Origin of the sequence: Rhodoferax sp. (genome assembly GCF_028715765.1) — a bacterium.
Taxonomy (GTDB): domain Bacteria; phylum Pseudomonadota; class Gammaproteobacteria; order Burkholderiales; family Burkholderiaceae_C; genus Rhodoferax.
In genome coordinates this window covers 1-25,835 of the sequence record NZ_JAQURE010000042.1, presented here as the reverse complement: position 1 = coordinate 25,835, position 25,835 = coordinate 1, and the positions used below count along the sequence as shown (strand labels likewise).

General features: G+C 60.5%; 26 protein-coding genes. 11 read left to right on the top strand and 15 right to left on the bottom strand.

What is annotated here, in order from left to right; translation table 11 throughout:
* The coding region (locus PHT20_RS13235; RefSeq protein WP_301020882.1) for an ATP-binding cassette domain-containing protein at positions 1-545 on the top strand (545 nt) is incomplete at its 5' end.
* Here the strand turns inward: PHT20_RS13235 and PHT20_RS13230 are convergent.
* The 4 genes from PHT20_RS13230 to PHT20_RS13215 form a co-directional block, all read right to left on the bottom strand.
* Positions 517-1,005 (bottom strand): hypothetical protein, encoded by a 489-nt coding sequence (locus PHT20_RS13230; RefSeq protein ID WP_300083605.1) that lies wholly within the window; start codon positions 1,003-1,005, stop codon positions 517-519. The genes PHT20_RS13235 and PHT20_RS13230 overlap by 29 nt on opposite strands.
* An 83-nt stretch (positions 1,006-1,088) precedes the next feature.
* A complete protein-coding gene (lnt, locus tag PHT20_RS13225) occupies positions 1,089-2,723 on the bottom strand; it encodes an apolipoprotein N-acyltransferase (RefSeq protein WP_301020881.1) in 1,635 nt (544 codons plus the stop codon).
* The gene (locus tag PHT20_RS13220; protein WP_300083609.1) at positions 2,710-3,576 is read right to left on the bottom strand and encodes a transporter associated domain-containing protein; all 867 of its coding nucleotides are present in this window, start codon (positions 3,574-3,576) and stop codon (positions 2,710-2,712) included. The genes lnt and PHT20_RS13220 overlap by 14 nt, the downstream gene beginning before the upstream one ends.
* Before the next feature lie 52 nt (positions 3,577-3,628).
* Complete coding sequence (locus PHT20_RS13215) at positions 3,629-4,333, bottom strand: GNAT family N-acetyltransferase (protein WP_300083611.1); 705 nt, start codon at positions 4,331-4,333, stop codon at positions 3,629-3,631.
* 77 nt (positions 4,334-4,410) lie between these two features.
* On the opposite strand from PHT20_RS13215, the gene PHT20_RS13210 reads away from it, so the two are divergent.
* Positions 4,411-5,235, top strand: coding sequence for a hypothetical protein (locus PHT20_RS13210; RefSeq protein ID WP_300083613.1), 825 nt, complete (start codon positions 4,411-4,413; stop codon positions 5,233-5,235).
* Entirely contained in the window at positions 5,232-6,152 is a 921-nt protein-coding gene (locus tag PHT20_RS13205; protein WP_300083615.1) for an MBL fold metallo-hydrolase, read from the top strand. Before PHT20_RS13210 ends, PHT20_RS13205 begins: the two co-directional genes overlap by 4 nt.
* Position 6,153: 1 nt before the next feature.
* Here the strand turns inward: PHT20_RS13205 and PHT20_RS13200 are convergent, their stop codons facing one another.
* Positions 6,154-6,414 (bottom strand): VF530 family protein, encoded by a 261-nt coding sequence (locus PHT20_RS13200; RefSeq protein WP_301020880.1) that lies wholly within the window; start codon positions 6,412-6,414, stop codon positions 6,154-6,156.
* Positions 6,415-6,600: 186 nt separating this feature from the next.
* Between PHT20_RS13200 and PHT20_RS13195 the strand changes: the two genes are divergently transcribed.
* Positions 6,601-8,253: a response regulator gene (locus tag PHT20_RS13195; RefSeq protein WP_301020879.1), complete on the top strand. Its 1,653-nt coding sequence runs from the start codon at positions 6,601-6,603 to the stop codon at positions 8,251-8,253.
* Between the two features lie 77 nt (positions 8,254-8,330).
* Here PHT20_RS13195 and PHT20_RS13190 read toward each other — a convergent pair whose 3' ends face one another.
* The 3 genes from PHT20_RS13190 to PHT20_RS13180 form a co-directional block, all read right to left on the bottom strand.
* The gene (locus PHT20_RS13190) at positions 8,331-9,017 is read right to left on the bottom strand and encodes a CBS domain-containing protein (RefSeq protein ID WP_301020878.1); all 687 of its coding nucleotides are present in this window, start codon (positions 9,015-9,017) and stop codon (positions 8,331-8,333) included.
* A 117-nt stretch (positions 9,018-9,134) separates the two neighbouring features.
* Positions 9,135-10,376: a radical SAM family heme chaperone HemW gene (gene hemW / locus PHT20_RS13185; RefSeq protein ID WP_301020877.1), complete on the bottom strand. Its 1,242-nt coding sequence runs from the start codon at positions 10,374-10,376 to the stop codon at positions 9,135-9,137.
* Positions 10,373-11,707, bottom strand: coding sequence for an alpha/beta hydrolase (locus PHT20_RS13180; RefSeq protein WP_301020876.1), 1,335 nt, complete (start codon positions 11,705-11,707; stop codon positions 10,373-10,375). The genes hemW and PHT20_RS13180 overlap by 4 nt, the downstream gene beginning before the upstream one ends.
* A 178-nt stretch (positions 11,708-11,885) precedes the next feature.
* Here PHT20_RS13180 and PHT20_RS13175 point away from each other — a divergent pair, with 178 nt between their 5' ends.
* Positions 11,886-13,016: a hypothetical protein gene (locus PHT20_RS13175; protein WP_301020875.1), complete on the top strand. Its 1,131-nt coding sequence runs from the start codon at positions 11,886-11,888 to the stop codon at positions 13,014-13,016.
* 84 nt (positions 13,017-13,100) lie between these two features.
* On the opposite strand, the gene PHT20_RS13170 is transcribed toward PHT20_RS13175, so the two are convergent.
* The 3 genes from PHT20_RS13170 to PHT20_RS13160 form a co-directional block, all read right to left on the bottom strand.
* Positions 13,101-14,108 (bottom strand): pseudouridine synthase, encoded by a 1,008-nt coding sequence (locus PHT20_RS13170; protein WP_300083627.1) that lies wholly within the window; start codon positions 14,106-14,108, stop codon positions 13,101-13,103.
* 106 nt (positions 14,109-14,214) lie between these two features.
* A complete protein-coding gene (locus PHT20_RS13165; RefSeq protein ID WP_300083630.1) occupies positions 14,215-14,826 on the bottom strand; it encodes a hypothetical protein in 612 nt (203 codons plus the stop codon).
* Between the two features lie 49 nt (positions 14,827-14,875).
* On the bottom strand, positions 14,876-15,661 hold the full coding sequence (locus PHT20_RS13160; RefSeq protein ID WP_300083632.1) for an exodeoxyribonuclease III: 786 nt from the start codon (positions 15,659-15,661) through the stop codon (positions 14,876-14,878).
* Positions 15,662-15,691: 30 nt separating this feature from the next.
* Here PHT20_RS13160 and pyrE point away from each other — a divergent pair, with 30 nt between their 5' ends.
* Positions 15,692-16,387, top strand: coding sequence for an orotate phosphoribosyltransferase (pyrE, locus tag PHT20_RS13155; RefSeq protein ID WP_300083693.1), 696 nt, complete (start codon positions 15,692-15,694; stop codon positions 16,385-16,387).
* Positions 16,374-17,072: a DUF4124 domain-containing protein gene (locus PHT20_RS13150; RefSeq protein WP_300083634.1), complete on the top strand. Its 699-nt coding sequence runs from the start codon at positions 16,374-16,376 to the stop codon at positions 17,070-17,072. The genes pyrE and PHT20_RS13150 overlap by 14 nt, the downstream gene beginning before the upstream one ends.
* A gap of 10 nt (positions 17,073-17,082) precedes the next feature.
* Here PHT20_RS13150 and gatB read toward each other — a convergent pair whose 3' ends face one another.
* From gatB to gatC, 3 genes are read right to left on the bottom strand one after another with little or no spacing between them, the layout of a single operon-like run.
* Positions 17,083-18,561 carry an Asp-tRNA(Asn)/Glu-tRNA(Gln) amidotransferase subunit GatB gene (gene gatB, locus PHT20_RS13145; protein ID WP_300083636.1) on the bottom strand — a complete coding sequence of 493 codons (1,479 nt, stop codon included), beginning with the start codon at positions 18,559-18,561 and terminating at the stop codon, positions 17,083-17,085.
* Positions 18,562-18,563: 2 nt separating this feature from the next.
* Entirely contained in the window at positions 18,564-20,054 is a 1,491-nt protein-coding gene (gene gatA, locus PHT20_RS13140; protein WP_300083638.1) for an Asp-tRNA(Asn)/Glu-tRNA(Gln) amidotransferase subunit GatA, read from the bottom strand.
* A gap of 20 nt (positions 20,055-20,074) precedes the next feature.
* Positions 20,075-20,374 carry an Asp-tRNA(Asn)/Glu-tRNA(Gln) amidotransferase subunit GatC gene (gene gatC / locus PHT20_RS13135; RefSeq protein ID WP_300083640.1) on the bottom strand — a complete coding sequence of 100 codons (300 nt, stop codon included), beginning with the start codon at positions 20,372-20,374 and terminating at the stop codon, positions 20,075-20,077.
* A gap of 201 nt (positions 20,375-20,575) precedes the next feature.
* Here gatC and PHT20_RS13130 point away from each other — a divergent pair, with 201 nt between their 5' ends.
* Genes PHT20_RS13130 through mrdA form a run of 4 tightly spaced genes read left to right on the top strand, consistent with a single transcriptional unit; the run spans position 20,576 to position 25,218 of the window.
* Entirely contained in the window at positions 20,576-21,619 is a 1,044-nt protein-coding gene (locus PHT20_RS13130) for a rod shape-determining protein (RefSeq protein WP_300083642.1), read from the top strand.
* Positions 21,620-21,635: 16 nt separating this feature from the next.
* Positions 21,636-22,556 carry a rod shape-determining protein MreC gene (gene mreC, locus PHT20_RS13125; RefSeq protein ID WP_300083644.1) on the top strand — a complete coding sequence of 307 codons (921 nt, stop codon included), beginning with the start codon at positions 21,636-21,638 and terminating at the stop codon, positions 22,554-22,556.
* On the top strand, positions 22,553-23,086 hold the full coding sequence (gene mreD, locus PHT20_RS13120) for a rod shape-determining protein MreD (RefSeq protein WP_300083647.1): 534 nt from the start codon (positions 22,553-22,555) through the stop codon (positions 23,084-23,086). Before mreC ends, mreD begins: the two co-directional genes overlap by 4 nt.
* Before the next feature lie 14 nt (positions 23,087-23,100).
* Positions 23,101-25,218 (top strand): penicillin-binding protein 2, encoded by a 2,118-nt coding sequence (mrdA, locus tag PHT20_RS13115; protein WP_301020874.1) that lies wholly within the window; start codon positions 23,101-23,103, stop codon positions 25,216-25,218.
* Here mrdA and PHT20_RS13110 read toward each other — a convergent pair.
* Positions 25,200-25,835 (bottom strand): homocysteine S-methyltransferase family protein (locus tag PHT20_RS13110; RefSeq protein WP_301020873.1); only part of this gene is annotated, 636 nt, incomplete at its 5' end. The genes mrdA and PHT20_RS13110 overlap by 19 nt on opposite strands.

The following is a 25,835-nucleotide window of genomic DNA, read 5'->3' as shown; positions in this document are numbered from 1 at the left end:
CCTCGGGCAGCGGCAAGTCCAGCTTGTTTCGCACCTTTGCCGATATTTGGCCGTATGCCAGTGGCCATGTGCAGTGCCCGGCACAAGCCATGTTCATGCCCCAGCGGCCGTATTTTCCCAACGGCACGCTCAGGCAAGCGCTGGCCTACCCGCATGACGCCGCGGCGTTTTCTGAGGAGGACATGCGCGCAGCGCTGGCGCTGGCCCAGTTGCCCGACTTGTGCAACCAGCTTGACCAAGAGGCAGCCTGGGGGCAAATGCTCTCGGGTGGCGAGCAGCAGCGCTTGGCTGTGGCACGTGTGCTGCTGAAAAAACCCCGCTGGGTGTTTGCCGACGAGGCCACCAGCGCGCTCGATGAAGCCACCGAGAAAATCATCTACAAACAGCTTCTAGCGCTTGTAGATCAAGCGCAAGGCACTCTTATTTCAATAGCTCACAAGCCCACTGTGGCAGCGTTTCACACCACACAGTGGGTGCTGGAGCCACAGCCAGACGGCGCACCGGCGCGCTTCGCGCTCAAGACTTCGGTGGCTCAGCCTTGTTGATTTTGCTGGGGTTGTAGGTGTAGACCTGGCTGGTCAGCACACCTTGCGAGGCATCCAGCTGCGGTGGCGACAACTGCGCCTGGTCTTTGACCTCTTGCTGCACCTGAACCGCGCTGGCACTGGCCAGCCAGAGCGACTTCATGTGGTCTAGCAGCATTTGGTACAGCGGGGGCTCGGGTGGCGGCTTGGCTTCTTCTGGGGCGGGTTTTTTGACCGTCCAGTCGGTCGGCACGGCCTCTGGCGAGCCAGGGCGGGTGGGGTCTGCCACGCTGCTGTAGACACCCGCGTCCGCATTGGGTTTGTCGGCTGGGTTGATCAGGTTAATGACACTGGGCGCCGGTGCCGCGGTGCTGCTGACATTGACGGGCGCCACAGGCACAACCCTTCCCGTGGCCAAAGCGGCTGAGGCTGTCGCCAGTGGCCGCGTGGCGGGAATCCGATCAATGGATGGTAGTTGCATGGCATGTCAGGCGACAGAATGGGTCTGGGGTCTTTCCTCCGTTCGTCTTAGTCATAACGGCAGAATTAAGGGGTACTTTAGGCCTATTTTTCAGTTTCAGCCAATTTTTGTGATTGACGTCTTGTCCACCACAACAAAACCACCACCCCAGCGCCCAACCCAGCCAACGGCCACTGCCCCCAGCGCGCCACCCACCAGGCGTAGGGCGTGATGCCGCCGCGCCCCTGCACCTGTGCCTGCAGCGCCCCCGCCACATGGTTGGGCAATGCAGCGCTGATGCGCCCCTGGTGATCCACCACCGCTGTGCGCCCGGTGTTGGTGGCCAGCAGGTAGGGGCGGTCAAATTCCAGCGAGCGCACACGGGCAATTTGCAGGTGCTGATCCATGGCCAAATGCGCGCCAAACCAGCCGAGGTTGCTGATGTTGACCAAGATGGTAGGGGCGCGCTCAGGCACGGCAAACTGGGCGGCCAGCTCCTCACCAAACAGGTTTTCAAAACAAATTGAGGTGCCCAAGCGCTGCCCCTGCCAGTCAAACGTGGGCTGCGGCAAGGCGCCGCGCGTGAAGTCGCCTAAGGGAATGGCCATGAGGTTGGTGAACCAGCGAAACCACGGCGGAATGAATTCGCCAAAAGGCACCAGATGGTGTTTGTCATAACGCCACAGTGTGCTTTGCCCCGGCTTGAAACCAGCCACTGAATTGGTGTAGCCAGCCTCAAAACTGCCCATGGGCATGCCCACCAGCGCCGCCTGCTCACCCTGCGCAAAGCGCAGCTGCAAGGCTTGCCAATAAGCGGGGGGCAATTGGTCGGGCAGCAGCGGCAGGGCGGTCTCGGGGGTGATGATGAGCGCGCTGCGGCTGGTCTGCAATTGCTGCCCATACCACTGCAGCGCCTGCGGCACGCCACGGGTGGCGTCAAACTTTTCGTCTTGTGCAATGTTGCCCTGCAGCAGCGTCACGTCGAGCGTGCCAGCTGCAGACCCCTGGGGCACTGGCAGCGCCTGCACCCCGGCCAGCACCGCCAATATAGCCAGCAGATGGCGCACCCATGCACCACGTGGGTACGCTGGCTCGCCCCGGTCAAACAGACCAGCCAGCATGGCCGCCAGCCAGGCCGCCAACGCGCTCAAACCATACACACCGACCCAGGGCAGCACGCCTGCCATGGGGCCATCCACCTGCGCATAGCCCACGCCCCCCCAGCCAAAGCCAGTCAGCAACAGCCCGCGTGCCAGCTCTGCCAGCAGCCAAAGTGCTGCAAAATAAAGAGCTGCTAGCGCTTGATTGGTAAGCGCTAGAGCCTTAAAACACCATGAAGCAGCAGCCGTGTACACGGCCAATGCGGCAGCCAGTGCCAGCACGGCCAGCAGCGCCAGCAGCGCGTTCAAGCCGCCATAGGTGTGCATGGAAATGAACAACCAGCCGAAGGTGAGCGCCAGCCACGCCGTGCCAAAGCAGCCACCCAGCCAAGCCGCCTGCGCCGGGTGGCTGCTTTGGCGCAGCAGCCCCACCAATAGACCCAGAGCCAACAGTTGCAACCACCACACCGCTTGCCCCTGCACCACGCCCAGCGCAGCTAGAAATGCGGGGGTGCCCCACGGCCAGGCCAGGCTGACGGCTTGCAAGGCACCGGCCAGCAGTGCCAAGCCCGTGGCACGGCCTGGCCACTGCGCCCCCCAGCGACCTGGGCGGCGCGCCAACACCTCAGGTGGACGCATCTGGCAGCGGGGTCACTTTGAACCACTTCACCGCGCCACCTTTGGTGTGCATCACCACAAAGTTGAGCCCGGCCAAGGCATGCTGTTCGCCACGCCGGGGCACATGCCCCATGTTGTGGGCAATCAGCCCGCCAATGGTGTCAAAGTTTTCGTCCGGGTCGGTGCTTGCGAGTGTCACTAGAAAGGCGTTCTCGACCCGCTCCACGGTGGTGTCACCGCTGACCCGGTAACTGCGGTCGGGCAGGCCAAAAATGTCGCCATCGTCCTCGGCAATGTCAAACTCGTCTTCGATCTCACCCACAATTTCTTCCAGCACGTCTTCAATGGTGACCAAGCCGGCCACCCGGCCAAACTCGTCGATCACGATGGCCAAGTGGTTGTGGTTGCTTTGAAAATCTCGCAGCAGGTCGTTGAGCCCCTTGCTCTCGGGCACAAACACCGCCGGGCGCAGCAGCGCGCGAATGTTGAGCTCTGGCGCGCGCTGCAGCTTGAGCAGGTCTTTGGCCATCAAAATGCCAATGATGTTTTCACGCTCGCCCTCAAACACCGGAAAACGCGAGTGCGCGGTGTCAATCACGCCGTGCAGCATGACATCAAACGGGTCAGCAATGTTGACCAACTCCATGCGGGTGCTGGGCACCATCACGTCGCCAGCGCTCATGTCGGCCATGCGAATCACGCCTTCGAGCATTTTGCGCGATTCAGCACCGATGAGCTGGTTGTGCTCAGCCTCTACCAGGGTGTCGAGCAGTTCGTCGGTGGAGTCGGGGCCGGGGTGGATGAACTCGGCAATTTTTTGTAAAAAAGTCCGGTGATCTTCCCGGTCGGGGCGCGTAGGGTTGGGGTCTGACACAGCCAATCAAGCAAAGCATGCGGTAGTTAAACACAACCGCTAGGATACCGGATTACGGCGCAGGCCCATGCGCCGAGCCCAAACCCGGCGGCACACGCCAGGCACTGCCCAGGCTGTTGAGCAGGTCGCGAAACTGTTTGGCCTGAATTTTGACCTGGTAATTGGCCTGCGCCATGTGCTCTTCAAGCAGCTCGGTGACCTGGGTGTTGAGGGTGGCTGGCGGCAGCACCAAGTGGGCCTCAGACTCACAGCCGTCGCGCACCACGCTGGCACCGGCTTTGCGGGCAATGGTGAGCATGGCCGCGTTTTCGCTGAGCACATGCAAAAACATCATGCGCACGCCATGGTTGCGGGCATGCATCATGGCGCGCTCAAACAAACGCTGGCCAAAGCCGCGGCCACGCACATGCGGCAGCACCGAGACGCCAAACTCGGCGCATTCAGGCAAATGGCCATCACCCGCGTAGGCCAGGTGCGCCATGGCAATCAGCACCAAATGACGGTTGTAAATACCAAAAATTTCATCCCGGTCAAAATTCAGGCCGGCCACATAGCGCTCAATTTGCGCATCAGAGGCGGCAAAGCCAAAGCGGTAATAGCGGTCATGGGCATCCAGAGCTTTGAGGTGCACGGCAATGCGGCCACGGTGGTTTTCACCCAATGACCGAATGGGCACAATCACATCGGCAGGCTTGGCCGTGGCTGGCAAGTCGATCCCATACGCGGCATCGCCCAAGGGGAAAGTCGAATGTGTCATGGCTTGATGAGGTGTGAGTGTTTCAAACATGGCTTTAACTATAAGGGTTTACCCTAGGTTAAAAACTCTAAATAGCCATGAATCCAGATCAAAGTTGTGACTTTAACGACACCCTGCGCCTGCGCATCGATAAACTTCCACGCATGAGTGACGCCACCCACCCCATCCGCGAAGCCATGGCACACGTTGCGCAGCTGCGTCAAGTGGCCATGGCCGATACCGCGCTAAGCCAGGCGCTGAACTGCGTCAAGCAGCTGCAGGCGCAACGCTTCAAGGCCACTTACCCAGATTTATTGAGCCAACCCGTGTTTGCACCAAGTGCCACCTTTTTTCTGGACGAGCTCTACAGCGCGCAAGATTTCAGTCAGCGAGACGCGCAGTTTGTGCGCATCGCCGACGCCATCGAGCGCACTTTTCCGGCCGCCGTATTGAGCACGGTGCATACGCTCACCCAACTCCACAGCCAAACTGAAGCCCTTGACTTTGCCATGGCGCAAGCCTGGCAAAACACCCCGGCTGGCAGCCATGCTGCGCGCTACGTGGCCGCTTGGCGCGCGGTAGGGCAACGCGGCGCCCGCCATTGGCAGCTGCAAACCGTGCTGGAAGTAGGCAACACGCTGGGGCAGCTGACCAGAAAACCCGGTTTGCGCCTGCTGCTCAAACTGATGCGCCGCCCAGCCGAGCTGGCCGGGCTGGGCAAGTTGCAAGGCTTTTTGGAGTCTGGTTTTGACCATTTTGCGACCATGGCCAAAGCCCGTGCGGTGGCGCAATTTTTAGCCACCATTCACAGCCGTGAAACCGGCTGGATTGCGCTGCTCAGTGATGCTGACGCGCTGGCGTGCGAGGCTGAACTCACCCGCACGCTGCAATCTGCAATCTGCCGCCACAGCCTAGCGCCGTGAACACCCTGAACCTGCCCCCCGGCATCACGCTGTTTGAACGCGGCTGGCTGTCGTCCAACAACATCCTGTTGCACGGCACACACAGCACGGCGCTGGTCGACAGTGGCTACGCCAGCCACGCACCGCAAACCCTGGCCTTGCTGCACAGTGCGCTCAAGGAGCGGACACTTGACACCTTGGTCAACACCCATCTGCACAGCGACCATTGCGGTGGCAACGCCGCGCTGCAGGCACGCTACTCGGCCTTGCACACGCTGATCCCGCCCGGCCATGCGCCCCAAGTGGCGGCCTGGGACGCCACGGCACTGTCCTACACACCCACCGGGCAGGTCTGCCCGCGTTTTGGCTTCAACGCCACACTGCAACCCGGCAGCAGTCTTGAGCTGGGTGGCCAGCACTGGCAGGTGCACGCCGCACCTGGGCACGACACCCATTCGGTGATTTTGTTTGAGCCCAGCGCGCGCGTGCTGATTTCAGCCGACGCCCTGTGGCAAAACGGTTTTGGTGTGGTGTTTCCTGAGCTCGACGGCAGCGACGCCTTCGCCGAGGTGGCGCAGACCCTGGATCTGATTGAAACCTTGCAGCCAACCACCGTGATCCCTGGGCACGGCAGCGCGTTTACCGACGTGGCCGAGGCACTGGCGCGCGCCCGCCGCAAACTGCAAGGCTTTGTGCAAGACCCCGCCAAACACCGGCGCTATGCCGCCAAAGTGCTGCTCAAGTTCAAACTGCTTGAAGTGCAGAGCCTTGACTTTGAGGCGCTGCTGCAATGGGCCCAAGGCACCGCCTTGCTGCTGCACCTGCACCAGACCGAAGCCGCGTCCAGCGCGCTTGACCCTTGGCTGGAAGTGTTGGTCAATGACCTGGTGCGCGCCCAGGCGGCAGCCTGGCACGGGCGCCAGGTGTGCAATGTGTGAGTTATTGACTGCGGCGTTGCTCGCGCAGCATGAACAGGTAAAGCCCTTCCACCTTGTCACGCGCCCAGGGTGTTTTGCGCAAAAACTTCAGACTTGAGGCCACACTGGGCTCATGGCTGAAACAGCGCACCGCCACCCGCTGGGCCAGGCCAGGCCAGCCGTAATGAGCCTGCAGAGCCGTCACCATGGCCTCCAGCGTGACCCCATGCAATGGGTTGCGGGGCTGACAGGAAGCAACTGGGGGTTGGGGCGTAGCGTTCATGGCTGAATTTTGACAGAATTTTGACGGGCACTCGCCCTTTGATAGCTATTATTAAAATAGCTACTGAAGCATATTTAATAAGCACTACAGGCCAAATCAACCACATAAAATCAGCACTCACCAAACACCACATCACGCGCCTGGCCAAGTGCTACTATTTTGCAAAACAACACATGAGACAGACACATGGCCTTGCCTGAAGACGATTTATCAAGCTCGCAGGCGCTGGTGATTGACCCCAACCCCACCTCGCGCTCTATTTTGGTGTCGCAACTGCGCGACTTTGGGGTGGCCAATGTGGTGCAAACCGCCCGCCTGGTGGACGCACGGCGCCAGCTTGAATACCGCAAGTTTGACGTGGTGCTGTGCGAGCAGCACTTTCCGCTGGAAGCCATGACCGGGCAAGATTTGCTCGACGACCTGCGGCGCAACCAGCTGCTGCCCTTTTTCACGGTGTTCATCATGGTCACCGGCGAAGCCACCTACGCCAAAGTGGCCGAAGCGGCCGAGTCGGCACTTGACGGCTACCTGCTCAAGCCGCACCGCGCCAGCCAGTTGGGCGATCGGCTGCGCCAGGCACGGGTGCGCAAACTGTCGTTGCAGCCCATCTTCAGCGCCATCGAGGCCGACGACTTTGCGACTGCGGCCACACTGTGTCTAGAGCGTTTTGAGAGCCGGGGCAAATTTTGGCTGTACGCCGCGCGCGTGGGTGCCGAGCTGATGCTGCGCACCGGTCAAACCGACCAGGCCCAAAAACTCTACCAAGCGGTGGTGCAGGCCAAAACCCTGCCCTGGGCCAAACTGGGTGTGGCACGCTCGCTGTTGGACGAAGGCCAAACCGCCAAAGCTGTCAGCACCCTGGAAAACCTCATCAGCGAAGACCCCACCTACACCGACGCCTACGACGTGATGGGGCGCGCCCAGTTTGAGCAAGGCAAATTTGACGCCGCGCTGGCCACCTACCAAATGGCCAGCACCCTGACACCCGCATCCATCACGCGCATGCAAAACCTGGGGCTGATGAGCTACTACTGTGGCGACCATGCGAAAGCCGAAAAAATCCTCGACCGCACCACACGCATGGGGCTTGACTCCAAAATGTTCGACTGCCAAACCCTGGTGCTGCTGGCATTCATCAGGCTGGAGCTGGCCGACCGCAAAGGCTTGCAGCGCTGCCGCGACGACTTTTTGCGCCTGATCGAGCGCCAGCCCGACAGTGCCCGCCACCAGCGCTTGTATGGCTTCGTGGCAGCGCTGCAACTCATTGAGCAGAGCCAATACGCCCAGGTGCTGGACGTGGTGCGCACGCTGTGCAGCCACGCCCATGACCCAGAGTTTGATTTTGAATCGGCCTCCAACCTGCTGGCACTGCTGGCGCAATTGGCCGACAAAGCCATTCAGCTCGATGAAGTTGACCCCGTGGTGGACGCACTGGCGCTGCGCTTTGCCGGCACCCGGGCGCTGTCTGAACTGTTGGCCGGGGCGGCTGCCCTGTACCCACCCTACCCCGAGCGCATTCGCGCCGCCCACGCGCGCATTTTGAAACTGGCAGAAAACGCCATGAGCATGAGCCTCAAAGGCAACCCCGGCGCCGCCGTGCAAGACCTGCTGACGCACGGCACCAGCACCCTCAGCGGCAAGCTGATCGAAACCGCCTACCTGGTGTTGCACCGCTACAGCGACAAAATTGACAACGCCCCCGCCCTGACCGAGCAAGTGCATGACCTGCGCACACGCTACAGCACCCACATCACCCGCGCCAGCCTGGGCGAGCCCAAGCGCCAAGCCGGTGGCCTGATCCTGCGCACCGGCGGCCAAACAGCCAAAGCGGCGGGGTGATGCACCCGGAAGTTCGCTCCTTCCCTCTTTGGGGGAAGGCAGGGATGGGGGCAGGGGCAGACGAGAACAAGCCCGTGTCAACCCCACACATCCAGCGGTGGGTCGGTCACCACAGCGCGCAAGATGTCTGAGCGCGACACAAAACCAGTGACTTGGCCTTGTGCGTCTACCACCGGCAGACCTGGCAAGCCAGTGTCCAGCAGCACCTGTGCCACGCGGCGCAAGTCAGCCTCGGGCCCCACGCTGGGCACGGGTGTCCACATCAGCGCGGTGATGGGTTGGCGCAGCAAGGCTTGCCACGCCATGGCGTTTTGCTCGGGGTGGGGTAAGCGCTCGGGGCTGAGCAATTCGGCACGGGTGAGCAGACCCACCAGTTGCCCCGTCAGGTTGACCACCGGCGCTTGACCAATGCTTTTTTGAGCCAACAGTTGCCAGCCTTCTTGCACGCTGGCGGATTCGAGCAGGGTGATGGCGGGGTGGCTCATGACATCGGCCACCGTGGTCAGGGGGCGGCGCTGGTGGGCACCTTGCTGCGCTTGGGTGTAGGCCGCTACTGGGGCAGGGCGTGGGCTGGCTGCGTCTTTGGCACCCATACCTGAAACGGCCGCAAACGCAGAACCAGGTTGTTCGGCCTCGTCGCGCCCGTCTCGCCCCACGGCGGCGGTGCGCCGTGCCCGCGCCAACGAACCCACGCCATGGATTTGCCGCAGCTGCTCCATGCTGCCATGGAAAACCTGGCCAGAAGTTCCATACACAAAAAACATGGCGGTGCGCTCCTTGGGTTGCCGTGAGATTCAACCACTATAGCGATGTCGTGAGCAAAATCAATGCCTTCACCGCATCAGGTGGCGGCATTGACCGGCGCGCGGCGGCGCCCACGCTCACACGCTTGAGGGCAAAAACAACGCTTGCAAGTCGTTCAAAAAATCAAAGCCGCGCACGCTGGGCTTTACTTGTGAACCTTGGCGCTGCAACAGGCCTTGCTGCAGCGCTTGCTCGATGGCCGCTTGCACTTTGGACAGCGGCAAGCCGGTGCGTTCGGGGAACAGGCTGAGGTCAAAACCGTCGGCCAGCCGCAACGCATTGAGCATGAACTCAAACGGCAGTTCATCGCGCTTGACCTCAAACGACTGCGCCACCGCATTGCCCGCCACGGCGTGCACCATGTACCGCGCTGGGTCGCGCAGGCGCACCTGGCGCACCACGCGGTGGGCAAAGCTGAGCTTGCTGTGCGCCCCGGCGCCAATGCCCAGATAGTCGCCAAACTGCCAGTAGTTCAGGTTGTGCTGGCAGGCGTGGCCGGTTTGGGCGTAGGCCGACACCTCGTAGCGCTGCAGGCCTGCGGCGGCGGTCAAGGCGGTGATTTCGTCAAGCATGTCGGCCGCCAGATCGTCATCCACTGTTGCTGGCGGGTGTTTGGCAAACAGCGTGTTGGGCTCGATGGTGAGGTGGTAGACCGACAAATGCTTGGGTGCAAACGACAAGGCGGTGGCCACATCGGCCTGCAGCATGGCCAGCGTTTGCCCCGGCAGGGCGTACATCAAGTCCAGGTTGAATGTATCAAAAACAGTAGCTGCTTCCGCAAGTGCATCAAGCGCTTGAGCCCGATTGTGCACACGACCCAAGGTGGTCAAAAAATCATCATGAAAGCTCTGTACCCCGACCGACAGGCGCGTCACCCCAGCACTGTGAAAGGCTTTGAAGCGGTCTTTCTCAAAGGTGCCGGGGTTGGCCTCCAGGGTGATTTCGGCGTTGGCGGCGAGTTTGAGGCACGCCCGGATGCCGCTGATGAGCTGGTCAATGGCCTGAGGCGAAAACAGACTGGGCGTTCCCCCGCCGATGAACACCGTCTGCACGCTGCGCCCCCAGATCAGCGGCAGCGCGGCCTCCAGGTCAGCCATCAAGGCGTTCAGGTAAGGCTGCTCGGGCAGTTCGGCGGCACGCATTTCATGCGAGTTGAAGTCGCAATACGGGCATTTTTTCAGGCACCAAGGCAGGTGCACATACAACGCCAATGGCGGCAGGGCTTGAAACTGCAGCGTGCCAGCGCGCATGTAATGCGCCAAGTCAGGCACTGGCTCAGGTGTGTCGGACAAAGAAGAGGCGATCTGGATGGGGATCATGGACGCGGTGGGGCAGAAAAAGTGTCTGAGTCTAGTGGTGCTGCTGAATCTGTCACCGGCGCCAGCCAACGCAACAGCTGCTTGGTGACCTGCGGACTGCTGAGCAGTTGCATGTGGTTGGTGCGGTACAGCACGGCTTGGTGGCTGGGTGCAAAGTGCAGCTGGCGGCTGGGCTCGGGGTGCTGACCCAAGGCGCTGTGCAGTGGCACCAAGCCGTCGCCCAACATGCGCTCGGTCAGCACGCCACGTTGGGTTGCCGCACACGCCGCCAAGGTGAAACAGGCCACGTTGTGCGGCAAGGGCAACGGGGTGCGCGGGTCTGGCTGGCGCAGAATGCGGTCTTGCCCCTGCCAATCACTGGGCTGCACCAGGCCATAGCGCAGGTCGGTCACGCCAGCGCTGCGCAATTGCCCGAGCTTGGCGAACGGGCGGCTGTAGGGCGTGCTGCCCAGCACCACGTCCACCCAGTTGCCCAAGCGCTCCAACGGCGCGCCGTGGTGAGGCGTGCCCAAAAACACGATGTTTTTCAGCAACCCGCGCCAGCCCATGCCATGCGACTTTGTGGCTTGGTCGGCCACGTGCACCGCGCTGCGCATGACCAAGCCACCCATGCTGTGCGCCAGCACCGTCAGCTCGGTCACAGGCACCGGCCACTGCGCCACCAGGCGCTGCAGCTGCGCCGCCAGCTGCTGGCCGTTGTCTGACACATGCAGCCCGGTGTTGTAGCGCACAAACACCGGGGTGTAGCCCAGCGCTTGCGCCAGCGTGTGGGCGTGGTTGACCACTTGGCCTTGGTGCTGGGTGGTCCACTGCAGGTCGTTCATGCACAGGCCATGCAACACCAGCAGCAGTTTGGGACTTGCGTTTGGGATTTGGATTTTTAATGCCAAACCAGGCTCTAGCCCTTTTGATATATGCGCAGACAGCTCTTGATAACGTAGCGTCATGGGCAGCGCCAGCGGGTTGCTGCTGGCCTGCAGGCGGTCACCCATGACACCGTTGAGGGCAGATACAAAAGCCAAACGTTCAGGCGAGTCTTCACCCTGGCTGTGCAGATGCTGCAGCAACGGCTCAAGCCGGGACAAAGCCGTGTGAACCCCCTGCCCGACCCGCTGTGTGGTGGCGTGAATGCTTTTGTAAATCAAACCGGTCAGGCCACGGGTTTGGGTTGGAGTGGCGCCGCTGGGCGCGCCCAAAGTGCGCCACACAGCTTGGTGCACACCTTCGGTCATGGCAATCACAGCGTGGGTGGCTTGGGTGGCCAAGAGCGACGCGGCGCGCCAATCAGAGGCTTGAAGGTGACGAAGGCCAGAGTTTGAGGGTTGGGTCATGCGCTGCATTGTGAGCGGATGCGGTGTGCGGCGTTAGAGAACCCTGTCAACTCACACGAGCTTGGTGCAACATGTCCGTTCACGGCACCCGGGTGGCTCCGTCACCCCCCCTTAGGAGGGGTGGTCGAACCATCGCCCACCCTGCACAATTGCAGCATCTGTTTGATGGAGATTTTGAATGGGCACAACGATGCGTCAAAAAATATGGCACCCATGGGGCGTGGCATTGCTGCTGCTGACAAGCACATGGTCAGTAAATGCGGCCTTGTTGGATCGGCTCTTGGCAGCGGGGCAACCTGAGTTTGTAGAACTTTCAGATCAAAGCAACCTGGCTGAGGCTTTCAAGCAGGTTTTCCCTGAAGTTGCCGGGCTGGAGACCGTCGGCATGCGCAAACTTGTGATTGGCTCCTTTGTGGTCGAGTTTGTCACTTCTCAGCGCGTCAAATCGGGAGCTGAAGTCACCTACACACTTGCCGGCATCACACCAGCGCAAATGCAGGGCATGACCGACAGATTGCATCTGGAATTTGCCACCCTGCTCAAGCAGCGTGGCTACGAAGTCTTACCCGCGAGTGTGTTGGTCAACAGTGTTTACAAGACCGAGCTGGCCGAACCCAACGAACAACCGGTGGTGGTAGATGACACGGGTTCTGCGTCAGATGTGGCCAAAACCGCGCTGGATGTGGTCAACACCGGCTCTTCAGCGAAAGGGGAAACCCAGATGGCCAGCGTCATCGCCACGGCCAAAGGCACTGCGCCCAAGGTATTTGAGAGCAAATTCCTGAACCTTCCGCTGGCGGGCAAGGCGGCAGATGAAACAGGGCTAGGAATTGTGCAAGCGCGACTCAAGCTCAATTTCATGCAATTTGATCCCGGCTTCACCAAAATCGATCGCAAACCACGCAACATGCTGGCCACGAAAGATTCACGCATGGAAGTGTTTTGGCCAGCATCCACATCAAGCCAATGGGCGCTGAAGACCCCGGTGGTATTGCCGCATGTTTCCGGTGAAAAAATCACCGACCTGGGCATGAGTACCGGCAAAAAAGCTGCGGCCGTGGCCAAGGGCTTGTTTGGTGCGGCCAACAGTTTGCTGGGCTTCGGTGCCAGCAGTGGTGGCGGTGCACCGCGCTTTGTGGCGGGGAGCCAAATGACACAGGTGGATGCGCTCGCCAGCGTCGGGATGACAGCACATTCGGCAGCCAATTCCGGCAATTTTGAAGTTGCTGCCGATGCCGATTACGAAGATAAAGTCACCAAAGACTTGGCCTTGGTGCTGCAGTTGTACACACAGGCATTGCCCAAATAAGGGATACGGCAAAGCATATGCGCCAGGCGTGCCATTTAGCGAACCCAACAAGCGACGTGTAACGCCGCTGCGCCTCACACACCCTCAAAACTTCTCGTGCGGCTGCAAATAGCGCCACTGCCCCACCGGCAGGTTGCCCAGCATCACATGGCCAATGCGCACGCGCTTCAAGCCCACCACCTTCAAACCCACTTGCTCGCACATGCGGCGAATCTGGCGTTTTTTGCCCTCGTGCAGCACAAATCGCAGTTGCTCTGGGTTTTGCCATTCAACCTTGGCGTGCTTCAAGGCCTGGCCGTCCAGGCTGAGGCCGTGGCGTAGCAGCGCCAATTTTTCTGCCGGGAACACCGACTGCACATCTTGACTGATGGGGTCATCGTCATCAATGCGACTGAGTTGGGTGATCTGCCCTGGCGCAGACTGCTTGGCCGCCTGCGCCGCTTTGGCCATGCGTGCGGCAGCACCCGGTGCCGCGGCGTGGGTGGCGCTGGCAGCAGTCGCGGCGGCGGCATTGGCCACGCCGGTGTAAATCACCCGCACCAAGTACTCTTTTTCCATGCTGGTGTCTTCACCAATCAGCTGGCGCGCCACCCGGCCGTCTTGCGTCAGCACCAACAGGCCGGTGGAGTCAATGTCAAGCCGTCCCGCGGGCACCAGGCTTTTGAGCTGGCTGGGGTGAAAGAAAAAGCGGGCGTTGTCCTCGGCCCAGCGGTTTTGCGGCTGCACCAGGGTGATGGCGGGCTGGTGGCCGTCTTCGGCCTGGCCGCTGACCAGCCCGAGCGGCTTGTTGATCAACACCGTGACTTGCTTGGCCTGTGCACCGGTGGCTTGCTTGTCGATTTCAATGCGCACGTCGGGGGCCACCTGCATGCCCATTTCAGCCACCCGGCCATTGACCTTGACCCAGCCTTTGGCAATCCAATCATCGGCCTCGCGGCGTGACGCCAGGCCAAGCTCGGCCATGCGTTTGTTCAGCCGCAGCGTGCCACCCGCGCCATAGGCGGCGGTGTTGGTTTGCCCGGCTGGAATCGGGGCTTTGGCTGCAGGCGGGGTGGCGCGGCGAAACACGGGGGATGGGGTAGAGGGTGACATGATTGATTTATTTGATAGCTACTTACGCTTATTCCATAAGCGCTAGAGGCCAATTTGTTATATAAAAATTAGTTTGTGAAAACCACTGAACATCTGTGGTGGAGTCTCACCGGCTGAGTTGCCCGATGAGGTTGGTGTAGGCGCGCCGTGTCTCAGGCGACACCGCTTCTACCACCTGCGCATAAGCAGTTTGATGGCGCCCCAGCAACCGTGCCGAGGCCACCAGCTTGGAGCGGCAAAACCAGTGGCAACTGTGTTGCATCAGCAGCAGCTCGGCCATCACATTGAAGGCCCGGCGCTTGGCTGGCAAGCCCTGCGCATTGGCCACCGCTTGACTGATGCCATGCCCATGCACGCTCATGAGTTTGCGCAAGTCAAACGTGCTTGACGGGATGGCCAGCGAGACAAAAGGCAGCGCCAAAGGCAAGCGGCTCACCCGTGCCCGCGCTTCATAGACCTGGGCAAATTCCAGCACAAACCGGCCAAATTGCTCAGACAGCGCTTGCTCTTGCGGCGCCAGGTAACGCCAAACCTGCGCTTGGCGCTCAGCATCGGCCTCGCCCAGTGCGCGCTGGTAGCCGCCCAACACGTCTTGCATCAGTTTTTCAATGTTGAACTTGGCCAAATAACTGCCCAGCAACGCCACGCGCTCGGCTTGCTCACGCGCTTTGAATATCTGCAGCGCAATGCCCAGCAAGACAATCACAACAATGTCCATCAATCCATCATCCTTTTAAGCAACATCATTAAGTGTAGTGAGCAGGGATTTAGTCCGCGTAGTCAATGCTGATGGGCGCATGGTCTGAAAACTTGCTGCCTTTGAAAATGCTGGCGCACTGGGCTTTGGCCGCCCACTGCGGTGTGGCCAAGTGGTAGTCCAGCCGCCAACCGACGTTGTTGGCATAGGCTTGGCCGCGGTTGCTCCACCAGGTGTAGGCCTCATCGGTAGCCGTGGGGTGCAGCTGGCGGTACACATCAACCAAACCACCGTCGCCCAGAAGCTGGGTCATCCAGGCACGCTCTTCGGGCAAAAAACCAGAGTTTTTTTGGTTGCCTTTCCAGTTTTTCAGGTCAATGGCCTGGTGTGCAATGTTGATGTCGCCACACAGAATGAACTCGCGATCGGCCTTGAGTGCCATCAGGTGGGGATAGATGGCGGCCAAAAACCGGTATTTGGCCAGCTGCCGCTCTTCACCTGACGAGCCACTGGGAAAGTAGCAGCTGATGATGGAGCGCTTGTGGCCAGCCGCATCCAAGCGCACCTCCACATAGCGCCCCTCAGCATCAAATTCAGGGTTGCCAAACCCGCTGATGACCGCGGTGGGCTCATGGCGGGTGTAAATACCCACCCCCGAGTAGCCTTTTTTTTCAGCAAAATGAAAATACCCGCGCAGGTCAACCAATGCCTCAAAACGGCCTTGCATGTCGGGCGCTTGGGCTTTGATTTCCTGCACGCAAATACAATCTGGCCGCGCTTGTTGCACCCAGTCAGCAAGCCCTTTGCTGCTGGCGGAACGGATACCATTGAGGTTCAGGCTGGTTAATTTGAACAAGGATGTTTCCCCATGACAGTGCGTAGTGACATGCAAACCGGCACCGCTTCAGGCTCAGATGCCTTGGCGCAAGATTTTGTGCAGTTTGCAGTGGAATGTGGTGTGCTTCGCTTTGGCGAATTCAAAACCAAAGCGGGGCGTTTAAGCCCCTATTTTTTCAACGCTGGCTTGTTTGACGATGGTGCCAAACTGGGCCGTCTAGCGCAATTTTATGCCCAGCGCCTGCTCGCCAGCGGCATGCAATTTGACATGATTTTTGGCCCCGCCTACAAGGGCATTCCGCTCGGTACCGCGCTGACGGTAGAGCTGGCACGGCTGGGGCACAACGTGCCGTTTGCCTACAACCGCAAGGAAGCCAAAGACCACGGCGAAGGCGGCAGCTTGGTGGGCGCACCGCTGCAAGGTCGGGTGTTGATTGTGGACGACGTGATGTCTGCTGGCACTGCGGTGCGTGAGTCGATTGCACTGATTCAAGCCGCCGGCGCCACTGCACACGGGGTGGTGATTGCGCTAGACCGACAAGAAAAAGCCACCGAAGGCGGCCAAGACGTGAACCACAGCGCCGTGCAATTTGTGCGCCGGCAACTGGGCTTGGAGGTGTGTGCCATCGCCCGTCTGGATGATTTGATGGGCTACCTGGCACAGCACAGCGTGGCTGGTCTGCAAGATGCCGCGCAACAAGTGCGCGCTTACCGTGACCGCTATGGGGTTGATGAACAAGACTGAAAAGCCTTGTGACCCCACCCGATGGGTCGCCACCCTGACTTGGGCAGGGTGGGCGTGTGCCAGTTTGGGCGGCATGACACAAGTTTGGGCGCAAACACCGGTGCCTGAGATTTACACCTGCATCGATGCCAATGGCCGCAAACTCACGTCAGACCGAAAAATCTCGGAGTGCTGGGATCGGGAGCAAAAAATCCTCAACCCCAGTGGCACGGTCAAAGCGGTGGTGAAGCCGCCGCTGTCAGCCCAAGCACAACAGACGTTGGCCGACAAGATGCACGCCGAGCAGCAAGCCCGTGCCCGGCTGTTGGAGGCCAAGAGACGCGACCAAGCCTTGCTGCAGCGCTACCCTCACGCCGCGCTGCACCAGAGCGCACGCACACAAGCGCTGGCGCAGCTTCAGCAAAGTCAGCACGCCAGCACCCTGCAGCTGCTCGACCTGCGCAACGAGCACTTGAAACTTCAAGATGAAATGGCTTTTTATGCCAGCAACCCGGCTCAAGCGCCCTTGCCTTTGCGGCAAAAACTTGATGCGGTGACGCAGGCCATGGCGGCAGCAACCAAGGAGCTGGCTGCGAAAGATGCAGAGCTGACCCGCATCAACACGCGGTTTGACGAAGAGCTGCAGCGCCTGCAACCCCTGTGGGACATGGCTGCCGCAGCCAAGCCCACACCCACACCGCGTTAACCCCAGCGACTTAAGCCAGCTTTTGACGCAGCAAGTCGTTGACTTGTTGCGGGTTGGCTTTGCCCTGACTGCCTTTCATGATTTGCCCCACCAGTGCGTTGAGCGCCTTGGCGTTGCCTGCACGGAATTCCTGCACATTTTTGGGGTTGGCGGCCAACACGGCATCCACAATGGCGGCCAGCGCGCCGGTGTCGTTCATTTGCTTGAGACCTTTGGCCTCGATGATGGCATCGACCGTGCTGTCGGGCGCTGACCACAGCACATCGAGCACCTGGCGAGCCGCATTGTTGGAGATGGTGCCGTCTTGAATGCGAGCCACCAGCTGCGCCAATTGCGCCGCAGACACCGGGCACGCGCTGATGTCCGCCTCGGCGGCGTTGAGCCTGCGCGACACCTCGCCCATGATCCAGTTGCTGACCAGTTTGGGCTGGCCGCAGGCCTGGGTGGCGGCTTCAAAATAGGCCGCCACTTCGCGGCTTTGGGTCAGCTGCGTGGCGTCATAGTCAGACAAGCCGTAGTCCGCGGCAAACCGCGCCGCCATCACCCGCGGCAGCTCGGTCATGGCACTGCGCACCCGCTCCACCCACTCTGCGGCAATCACCAAGGGGGGCAAGTCGGGGTCGGGGAAATAGCGGTAGTCGGCCGCGTCTTCCTTGGTGCGCATGGCGCGGGTTTCGCCCGTGTCGGGGTTGAACAGCACGGTGGCTTGCTGAATGGCGCGACCGTCTTCAAGCTCTTCAATCTGCCAGCGAATCTCGTAGTCGATGGCCTGCTGCATGAACTTGAAGCTGTTGAGGTTTTTGATCTCACGCCGTGTGCCCAAGGGTTCACCGGGCTTGCGCACCGACACATTGGCGTCGCAACGGAAGCTGCCTTCTTGCATGTTGCCGTCGCAAATGCCGATCCAGGTGACGATTTTGTGCAGCTCTTTGGCGTAGGCCACCGCCTCGGCGCTGGAGCGCATGTCTGGCTCGGTCACAATTTCAAGCAGCGGCGTACCAGCGCGGTTCAGGTCAATGCCGGTTTGGCCAATGAAGTCTTCATGCAGCGACTTGCCGGCATCTTCTTCCAGGTGGGCACGCACCAGGTGCACAGTTTTCTTTTCGTCACCCAGATAAAACTCGACCGAGCCGCCCTGCACCACCGGAATCTCAAACTGACTGATCTGGTAGCCCTTGGGCAGGTCGGGGTAGAAGTAGTTTTTGCGGGCAAACACGCTGCGCGGCGCAATGGTGCTGCCCAGTGCCAGGCCCAGCTCAATGGCACGCTCAACCGCACCCTTGTTCATCACCGGCAGCGTGCCAGGCAAGGCCAGGTCCACGGCGCAGGCCTGGGTGTTGGGCTCGGCACCAAAGGCGGTGGGGGCACGGCTGAAAATTTTGGACTGGGTGGAGAGCTGGGCGTGGGTCTCGAAGCCGATGACGACTTCGTAGCCCATCACCAGCAGCGACTTGGCAGCGGTTTTTTTGTCTTGCACAGATGCGTTCATGGTCAAATTCCTTGCGGGCGAGCGGTGTGCCAATCGGTGGCTTGCTGAAAACGGTGCGCCACGTTGAGCAAGCGTGACTCAGTTAAGTAATTGCCAATCAGCTGCATGCCCACCGGCATCTGCCCGGCACCCAAACCCACCGGCAAGCTCATGCCGGGCAGACCTGCCAGCGACGCAGGCAGTGTGTAAATGTCGGCCAAATAATCAGCCAGCGGGTCGGCATGGCCGCCCAGTGCCCAAGCCACGGTGGGTGCCACCGGCCCGGCAATCACGTCACACACCTTGAAAGCCTGCTGGAAATCGTCGGCAATCATGCGGCGGATTTTCTGCGCTTGCAGATAGTAGGCGTCGTAATAGCCGTGGCTGAGCACGTAGGTGCCAATCATGATGCGGCGCTTGACCTCGTCACCAAAGCCTTGGGCGCGGGTTTGCAGGTACATGTCGTTCAAGTCGGTGTACTGGTCTGCCCTGAAACCAAACTTGACCCCATCAAAACGGCTGAGGTTGCTGGAGGCTTCGGCTGGCGCAATGATGTAGTACACCGGAATGGACAGCTCGGTGCGCGGCAACGAGATCGGCACCAGTTTGGCGCCCAGCGCCTCATAGGCTTTGAGCGCGGCCTCGACAGCGGCTTGCACGTCGGCAGCCAAGCCCTGGCCAAAAAATTCGGCCGGTACACCTATGCGCAAGCCAGCCAAGTCGTCGTTCAAATGAGCCGAGAAGTCTTCGGCGGGCACATCCAAAGAGGTGGCATCGCGATCCAGGTCAGGACCACACATGGCACTCAGCAGCAAGGCGCAGTCTTCGGCACTGCGCGCCATCGGGCCGGCTTGATCCAGGCTGGATGCAAACGCCACCATGCCATAGCGCGAGACCCGGCCATAGGTGGGCTTGATGCCGGTCACACCACAAAAAGAGGCGGGCTGGCGAATCGACCCGCCGGTGTCGGTGCCGGTGGCCGCAGGGGTCAGTCGCGCCGCCACGGCAGCTGCACTGCCACCCGACGACCCACCTGGCACGCACTGCGGGTTCCATGGGTTTTTGACCGGGCCGTAGTGCGAGTTTTCGTTGGCAGAGCCCATGGCAAATTCATCGCAGTTGAGTTTGCCCAACGTCACCATGCCTGCGCCATGGCCTTGCGCCCCTGCGCCCAGCTTGTCGACCACCGTGGCATCAAACGGCGAGATGTAGCCTTTGAGCATTTTGGAGCCCGCTGTGGCGGCGAAGCCGCGCGTCACAAAAATGTCTTTGTGTGCCACCGGCACGCCTTCAAGCGAGCCCCCCGTGCCTGCCGCCAAACGCGCATCGGCGGCCTGGGCTTGAGCCAGTGTGAGCGTGTCTTGGGTGTCTAAAAACGCCCCCAACTCGGGGTGCTGGTGGATGCGGCTTAAAAAATGCTGAGCCGTTTCTACGGCCGATACCTTGCGCTGGCGCAGCAACCGGGCCAGGTCAGCCACGCTGAGGTCGTGCAAATCAGATGAAATGTGGGTCATGATGAAATGTGTTGTGCGGTTTACTCGATCACCCGGGGCACTAAAAACAAGCCGTTTTCAAGTGCTGGGGCGTTGCGCTGGTTGGCTTCGCGCTGGTTGGGCTCGGTGGCGCGGTCTTCGCGCAGGCGCAAAGCCACCTCGGCCATGATGTCGGTGGGGTGCGCCAGCGGCGTGATGCCGGTGGTGTCAACCGCACGCATTTGTTCAACCACACCAAAAAAATCATTGAGTTGCGTGCACAGGCGTTCACGCTCTGAGGGTGCCAACCCCAAGCGTGCCAAGTGCGCCAGTCGGTCCATATCGGCGGCAGAAAGTGACATAGGTATTCAATCGAAACAGGGTGTAAATGGTGGCTAAAACCAGAGCAATTCCGGGCTTATCCACAGGCAATAGGGTATTATCCACGCCTTGAGCAGACGCACGCCCTGCGCGAGGCTATTCACTCATCACACCCCTATTTAGAACCCGTTATCTGGCGACATGTGACCCAACGCGTTGCATGAGCCCAAAAGGACACCCCCATGTTTGGAACATTTCGTCAGTATTTTTCAACTGACCTGGCCATCGACCTTGGCACTGCCAACACCCTGATTTACGTGCGCGACAAAGGCATTATGCTGGACGAGCCCTCGGTGGTCGCCATCCGCCACGAAGGCGGCCCGCAAGGCAAAAAAACCATCCAGGCGGTGGGCAAGGAGGCCAAGGCCATGCTGGGCAAAGTGCCGGGCAACATCGAAGCCATTCGCCCCATGAAAGACGGTGTGATTGCCGACTTCACAGTGACCGAGCAAATGCTCAAGCAGTTCATCAAAATGGTGCACCCGCGCTCCATCTTTCGCCCCAGCCCGCGCATCATCATTTGTGTCCCCTGCGGCTCCACCCAAGTGGAGCGCCGCGCCATTCGCGAGTCGGCCTTGGGTGCCGGCGCCAGCGATGTGTACCTGATTGAAGAACCCATGGCGGCGGCCATTGGCGCGGGCTTGCCGGTGTCGGAAGCCCAAGGCTCGATGGTGGTGGACATTGGGGGCGGCACCACCGAGGTGGGCGTGATCTCGCTGGGTGGCATGGTTTACAAGGGCAGCGTGCGCGTGGGCGGCGACCGCTTTGACGAGGCCATCATCAACTACATTCGCCGCAACTACGGCATGCTGATTGGCGAGCCCACCGCCGAGGCCATCAAGAAAAACATTGGCAGCGCCTTCCCAGGCAGCGAAGTGCGCGAGATGGAAGTGCGTGGCCGCAACCTCTCTGAAGGTGTGCCACGCAGCTTCACTATCTCCAGCAATGAAATTCTTGAAGCCCTGACCGACCCCATCAACAACATCGTCTCAGCCGTCAAAAACGCGCTGGAACAAACCCCGCCCGAGTTGGGTGCTGACATTGCTGACCGCGGCATGATGCTCACTGGCGGTGGCGCGCTCTTGCGCGACCTGGATCGCCTGCTGGCCGAAGAAACCGGCCTGCCAGTGCTGGTGGCCGAAGACCCACTGACCTGCGTCGTTCGTGGCTGCGGCATTGCGCTGGAGCAGATGGAACGCCTAGGCTCCATTTTCACCAACGAATAGTCAGGCTAGGACAGCGATGCCGCTGGGTACGCTGAACGGTGCACCGCCACCGTTTTTCAGGCAAGGCCCATCGGCCTTGTCCAAATTGCTTTTTTTTAGCGCACTGGCCGTGTTGTTGATGCTGGCAGACCTGCGCTTACAGCTGGCCGCGCCGATTCGAACCACTCTTGCCACCGCGCTCTACCCGCTGCAATGGTTGGTGCTGCGCCCAGTGACCTGGTTGCAATCGGGTGGCCAGTATTTTCAGGCGCTGGATTCGTCGCAAACCAAAGAAGCCGCAGCGCAATACAAATTGGGGCTGCAGTCGCAGCGCGCTTTACAGGTTGAACAATTGAGCCTGGAAAACAAGCGCTTGCGCGCGCTATTGGACATGCGCGAACGGCTCTCTGCACCGGCCCTGGCCGCGCAGGTGCTGTATGACGCTGCCGACCCCTATGCGCACAAAGTCATCATCGACAAAGGCAGCATGAACGCCGTGCAAGCCGGGGCGCCGGTGCTGGATGAAGCCGGCATTTTGGGGCAAGTCACCCGGGTTTACCCCTTGACCAGCGAAGTCACCCTGCTGACCGACCGGCACCAAGTCACGCCCATCCTGAATGTGCGAACTGGTGTGCGCGGTTTGGCCTTTGGTCAGTCCAGCACACGCAGTCACCAGCTTGAGCTGCGCTTCATGGACGCCCATGCCGACATGGTGGCTGGTGACTTGCTCACCACCAGCGGCGTTGATGGCGTGTACCCGCCGGGTTTGCCGGTGGCACGGGTGTTGAAAATTGAACGCCAGGCAGATTCTGCTTTTGCCCGCATTGTGTGCGAACCCGAGGCTCGGGTGGCGGGCAGTTTGCATGTGCTGGTGCTGCAGCCCATCGGCGCGCAAGTCGCGCCGCGCCCAGCGGAGCCGGTGGCACCCAAAGTCAAGACCAAGGCGGGCAAACCATGATCATGCCGCGCGGCCACCAGCAGTTGTTGCTGCCAGCTCACCCTGGCTTCATCTGGAGCAGTTTGGCCTTGGCCTTTGCCATGAACATGTTGGTCAACATGGGGCTGTTTGGCCGTGCCAGTGGGGTGCCTGATGTGTTGGCGCTGGTGCTGGCGTTTTGGGTCATTCACCAACCTCAGCGCATTGGCGTGGGCATCGCCTTCACGCTGGGTCTGGCCATGGATGTGCACCAAAGCAGCTTGCTGGGGCAACACGCGTTGACCTACACCGCCTTGAGTTTTTTAGCGCTGGGCATACACCGGCGCTTGCTTTGGTTTGGTGCTTTGGCGCAAATGGCACAACTGCTGCCGTTGTTTGTGGCGGCACATGCCTTGTCGCTGCTGGTCAACCTGCTCGCTGGCGGCGAGTTTCCCGGTGCCTGGCTGTTGCTGGCACCGTTGCTGGAGACCCTGCTGTGGCCAGCCGTCAACGCCCTGCTGCTGATGCCGCAGCGGCGCGCCCCTGACCCGGATGCCAACCGGCCGCTCTGACTGCGGGGTTTTCGATGACTGTCATTCGCAACGTTCAGCTTGACCTGGCCCGCTTTCGTCTGCGGGTGCTGGTGGCCAGCTTGGTGGTGCTGGTGTGCTTTGGCTTGCTGGTGGCGCGCTTGGTTTATCTGCAAGTGGTGCGCCATGATGACTTGCTGGCACAAGCTGAAAACAACCGCACGGCGGTGGTGCCCATTGTGCCCAACCGGGGGCTGATCCTGGATCGCAACGGCGTGGTTCTGGCCAGCAACTACTCGGCTTACACGCTGGAGATCACGCCTTCCAAAACGCCCGATGTGGAGCAAACCATTGACGAGCTGGCGCAGCTGCTTGAGATCACGCCCAGAGACCGGCGGCGCTTCAAGAAACTCCGCGAAGAGGGTAAGAGTTTTGAATCCATCCCGATTCGCACCCGCTTGAGTGACGATGAAGTGGCACGCTTTGCGGCGCAGCGCTACCGCTTTCCAGGCGCAGACATCAAAGCCAGGCTGTTTCGCAGCTACCCCTATGGGGAGCTGGCCAGCCATGTGATTGGCTACATTGGGCGCATCAATGCCACTGAAAAAGAGCAACTGGATGAGACCGATGAGGCTGCCAACTACCGCGGCACAGACTACATCGGCAAACTTGGGGTGGAGCAAAGCTACGAGACCCAGTTGCATGGTTTGACGGGTGTCGATGCCATGGAAACCTCGGCCGGTGGGCGCGCCACCCGGCGCCTGCACAGCCAACCCGCCACGCCCGGGGACACCATCAAGTTGTCGATTGACATCAAGCTACAAAAGCTCATTGAAGACATGTTTGGCGAGCGCCGAGGCGCGTTGGTAGCCATTGCCCCCAAAACCGGCGAGGTGCTGGCCTTTGTCAGCAAGCCCACGTTTGACCCCAACCTGTTTGTGGACGGCATTGACCAGGAAAATTGGCAATTGCTCAACGAGTCGATAGACAAACCGCTGCTCAATCGCGCCTTGCGCGGCACTTACCCTGCTGGCTCTACCTACAAACCGTTCATGGCGCTGGCCGCCTTGAGCACCGGCAAACGCAGCGCCCAGGTGCTGATCAACGACCCTGGCTTTTTCATGTTTGGTGGCCGCCGCTTTGGCAGCCCGGAGAATGAAAAAGGCGGCATCATGGACATGAACCGCGCCATTGTGGAGTCCAGCAATGTGTACTTTTATTCACTGGCCAATGAAATGGGGGTAGATGCCATTCACGACTTCATGGCGCCGCTGGGGTTTGGGCAAATCACGGGCATTGATATCCGTGGCGAGGTGAAAGGCGTCTTGCCCAGCCAGGCTTGGAAACGCACTTACTACAAACGCCCCGAACAGCAAAAATGGTATGCCGGCGAAACCATTTCTTTGGGTATTGGCCAGGGTTACAACAGTTTTACCATGCTGCAACTGGCGCAAGCCACCGCCATCGTGGCCAACAACGGCATCAAACACAAACCGCAGTTGGTCATGGCCACCCAAGAGGCCAACAGCCGCACCAGCCAAGCCATTGCACCCAACCCGGCGCAAGATTTGGGGCTCAAACCCGAGCACATTGAGGTCATCCGCAAAGCCATGGTTGGGGTCACACAGCATGGCACGTCTACCCGCGTGTTTGCCGGGGCAGGCTACCTCAGTGGCGGCAAAACGGGCACGGCGCAAGCTGTGACATTGCGAAAAAATGAAAAATACAACGCTGCCCGCATGGAAGAGCACAAGCGCGACCACTCGCTCTACATCGCCTTTGCACCCGCCGAAGACCCGCAAATTGCCCTGGCCGTGATTGTGGAAAACGCGGGCTTTGGCTCAACCTCTGCCGCGCCCATTGCCAGGCGCACATTTGACTACTGGCTGTTGGGGCAATACCCCAACGCACAAGATCTGGCGCTGGTGCGCACCGGCCAAGCCACGGCACCCGTGGGGCAACCGCTGCTAGCTGCTGATGTGCCGTGGCCGCGTGGCGCGGAAGTGACTGCGCCAACTGCCTTAGCAGGTGCCTCAGCGCCGCCCCAGGCCACGGCACCTGTCGCCAAGAGCTCAGCCGTCGCAGCGTCCCAGCCTGTGCAACCAGCCGCTGCGCCTGCCAGCGGGGCACAGCGCCCGGCAGTCAAAGCCTCGGCTCAAGCAGCTTCTTTGTAAAACACGTTGCGCTGCAACACCCGCCCAGGCAAGGGGGCGACTTTGTCGTGAATGGCACCAATGTGCTCTGGCGTGGTGCCGCAGCAGCCGCCCACGATGTTGACCAAGCCCTCCGAGGCAAATTCACCCACCAGGCGGCTGGTGTCGGCTGGGGTTTCGTCAAAGCCGGTGTCACTCATCGGGTTGGGCAGACCGGCATTGGGGTAGCAGCTGATGAAGGTGTCGGGCGCGGCTTTGGCCAGCTCTTGAATGTAAGGGCGCATCAGCGCCGCACCCAGGGCGCAGTTCAGACCCACGGCCAGTGGCTGGGCGTGGCGCACGCTGTGCCAGAAGGCTGTGACGGTTTGGCCACTCAAAATGCGGCCAGATGCATCGGTCACCGTGCCGCTGATGATGATCGGAAGGCGCTCGCCACTGGCCTCAAAAAATTCATCAATCGCAAACAAGGCCGCTTTGGCGTTCAGAGTGTCAAAAATGGTTTCAACCAGCAATGCATCCACGCCGCCTTGCACCAAGCCTTGCACCTGCTGGTAATAGGCCGCACGCAGGTCTTCAAAGCTCACATTACGTGCGCCGGGGTCGTTCACATCCGGGCTGATACTGGCGGTTTTGGGTGT

Bases quoted from the DNA above. Each gene is read 5' to 3' on its own strand.
- PHT20_RS13230 (WP_300083605.1), bottom strand. From the start codon at position 1,005: ATGCAACTACCATCCATTGATCGGATTCCCGCCACGCGGCCACTGGCG.
- lnt (WP_301020881.1), bottom strand. From the start codon at position 2,723: ATGCGTCCACCTGAGGTGTTGGCGCGCCGCCCAGGTCGCTGGGGGGCG.
- PHT20_RS13215 (WP_300083611.1), bottom strand. From the start codon at position 4,333: ATGACACATTCGACTTTCCCCTTGGGCGATGCCGCGTATGGGATCGAC.
- PHT20_RS13210 (WP_300083613.1), top strand. From the start codon at position 4,411: ATGAATCCAGATCAAAGTTGTGACTTTAACGACACCCTGCGCCTGCGC.
- PHT20_RS13200 (WP_301020880.1), bottom strand. From the start codon at position 6,414: ATGAACGCTACGCCCCAACCCCCAGTTGCTTCCTGTCAGCCCCGCAAC.
- PHT20_RS13195 (WP_301020879.1), top strand. From the start codon at position 6,601: ATGGCCTTGCCTGAAGACGATTTATCAAGCTCGCAGGCGCTGGTGATT.
- PHT20_RS13190 (WP_301020878.1), bottom strand. From the start codon at position 9,017: ATGTTTTTTGTGTATGGAACTTCTGGCCAGGTTTTCCATGGCAGCATG.
- hemW (WP_301020877.1), bottom strand. From the start codon at position 10,376: ATGATCCCCATCCAGATCGCCTCTTCTTTGTCCGACACACCTGAGCCA.
- PHT20_RS13180 (WP_301020876.1), bottom strand. From the start codon at position 11,707: ATGACCCAACCCTCAAACTCTGGCCTTCGTCACCTTCAAGCCTCTGAT.
- PHT20_RS13175 (WP_301020875.1), top strand. From the start codon at position 11,886: ATGGGCACAACGATGCGTCAAAAAATATGGCACCCATGGGGCGTGGCA.
- PHT20_RS13170 (WP_300083627.1), bottom strand. From the start codon at position 14,108: ATGTCACCCTCTACCCCATCCCCCGTGTTTCGCCGCGCCACCCCGCCT.
- PHT20_RS13165 (WP_300083630.1), bottom strand. From the start codon at position 14,826: ATGGACATTGTTGTGATTGTCTTGCTGGGCATTGCGCTGCAGATATTC.
- pyrE (WP_300083693.1), top strand. From the start codon at position 15,692: ATGCAAACCGGCACCGCTTCAGGCTCAGATGCCTTGGCGCAAGATTTT.
- PHT20_RS13150 (WP_300083634.1), top strand. From the start codon at position 16,374: ATGAACAAGACTGAAAAGCCTTGTGACCCCACCCGATGGGTCGCCACC.
- gatB (WP_300083636.1), bottom strand. From the start codon at position 18,561: ATGAACGCATCTGTGCAAGACAAAAAAACCGCTGCCAAGTCGCTGCTG.
- gatA (WP_300083638.1), bottom strand. From the start codon at position 20,054: ATGACCCACATTTCATCTGATTTGCACGACCTCAGCGTGGCTGACCTG.
- gatC (WP_300083640.1), bottom strand. From the start codon at position 20,374: ATGTCACTTTCTGCCGCCGATATGGACCGACTGGCGCACTTGGCACGC.
- PHT20_RS13130 (WP_300083642.1), top strand. From the start codon at position 20,576: ATGTTTGGAACATTTCGTCAGTATTTTTCAACTGACCTGGCCATCGAC.
- mreC (WP_300083644.1), top strand. From the start codon at position 21,636: ATGCCGCTGGGTACGCTGAACGGTGCACCGCCACCGTTTTTCAGGCAA.
- mreD (WP_300083647.1), top strand. From the start codon at position 22,553: ATGATCATGCCGCGCGGCCACCAGCAGTTGTTGCTGCCAGCTCACCCT.
- mrdA (WP_301020874.1), top strand. From the start codon at position 23,101: ATGACTGTCATTCGCAACGTTCAGCTTGACCTGGCCCGCTTTCGTCTG.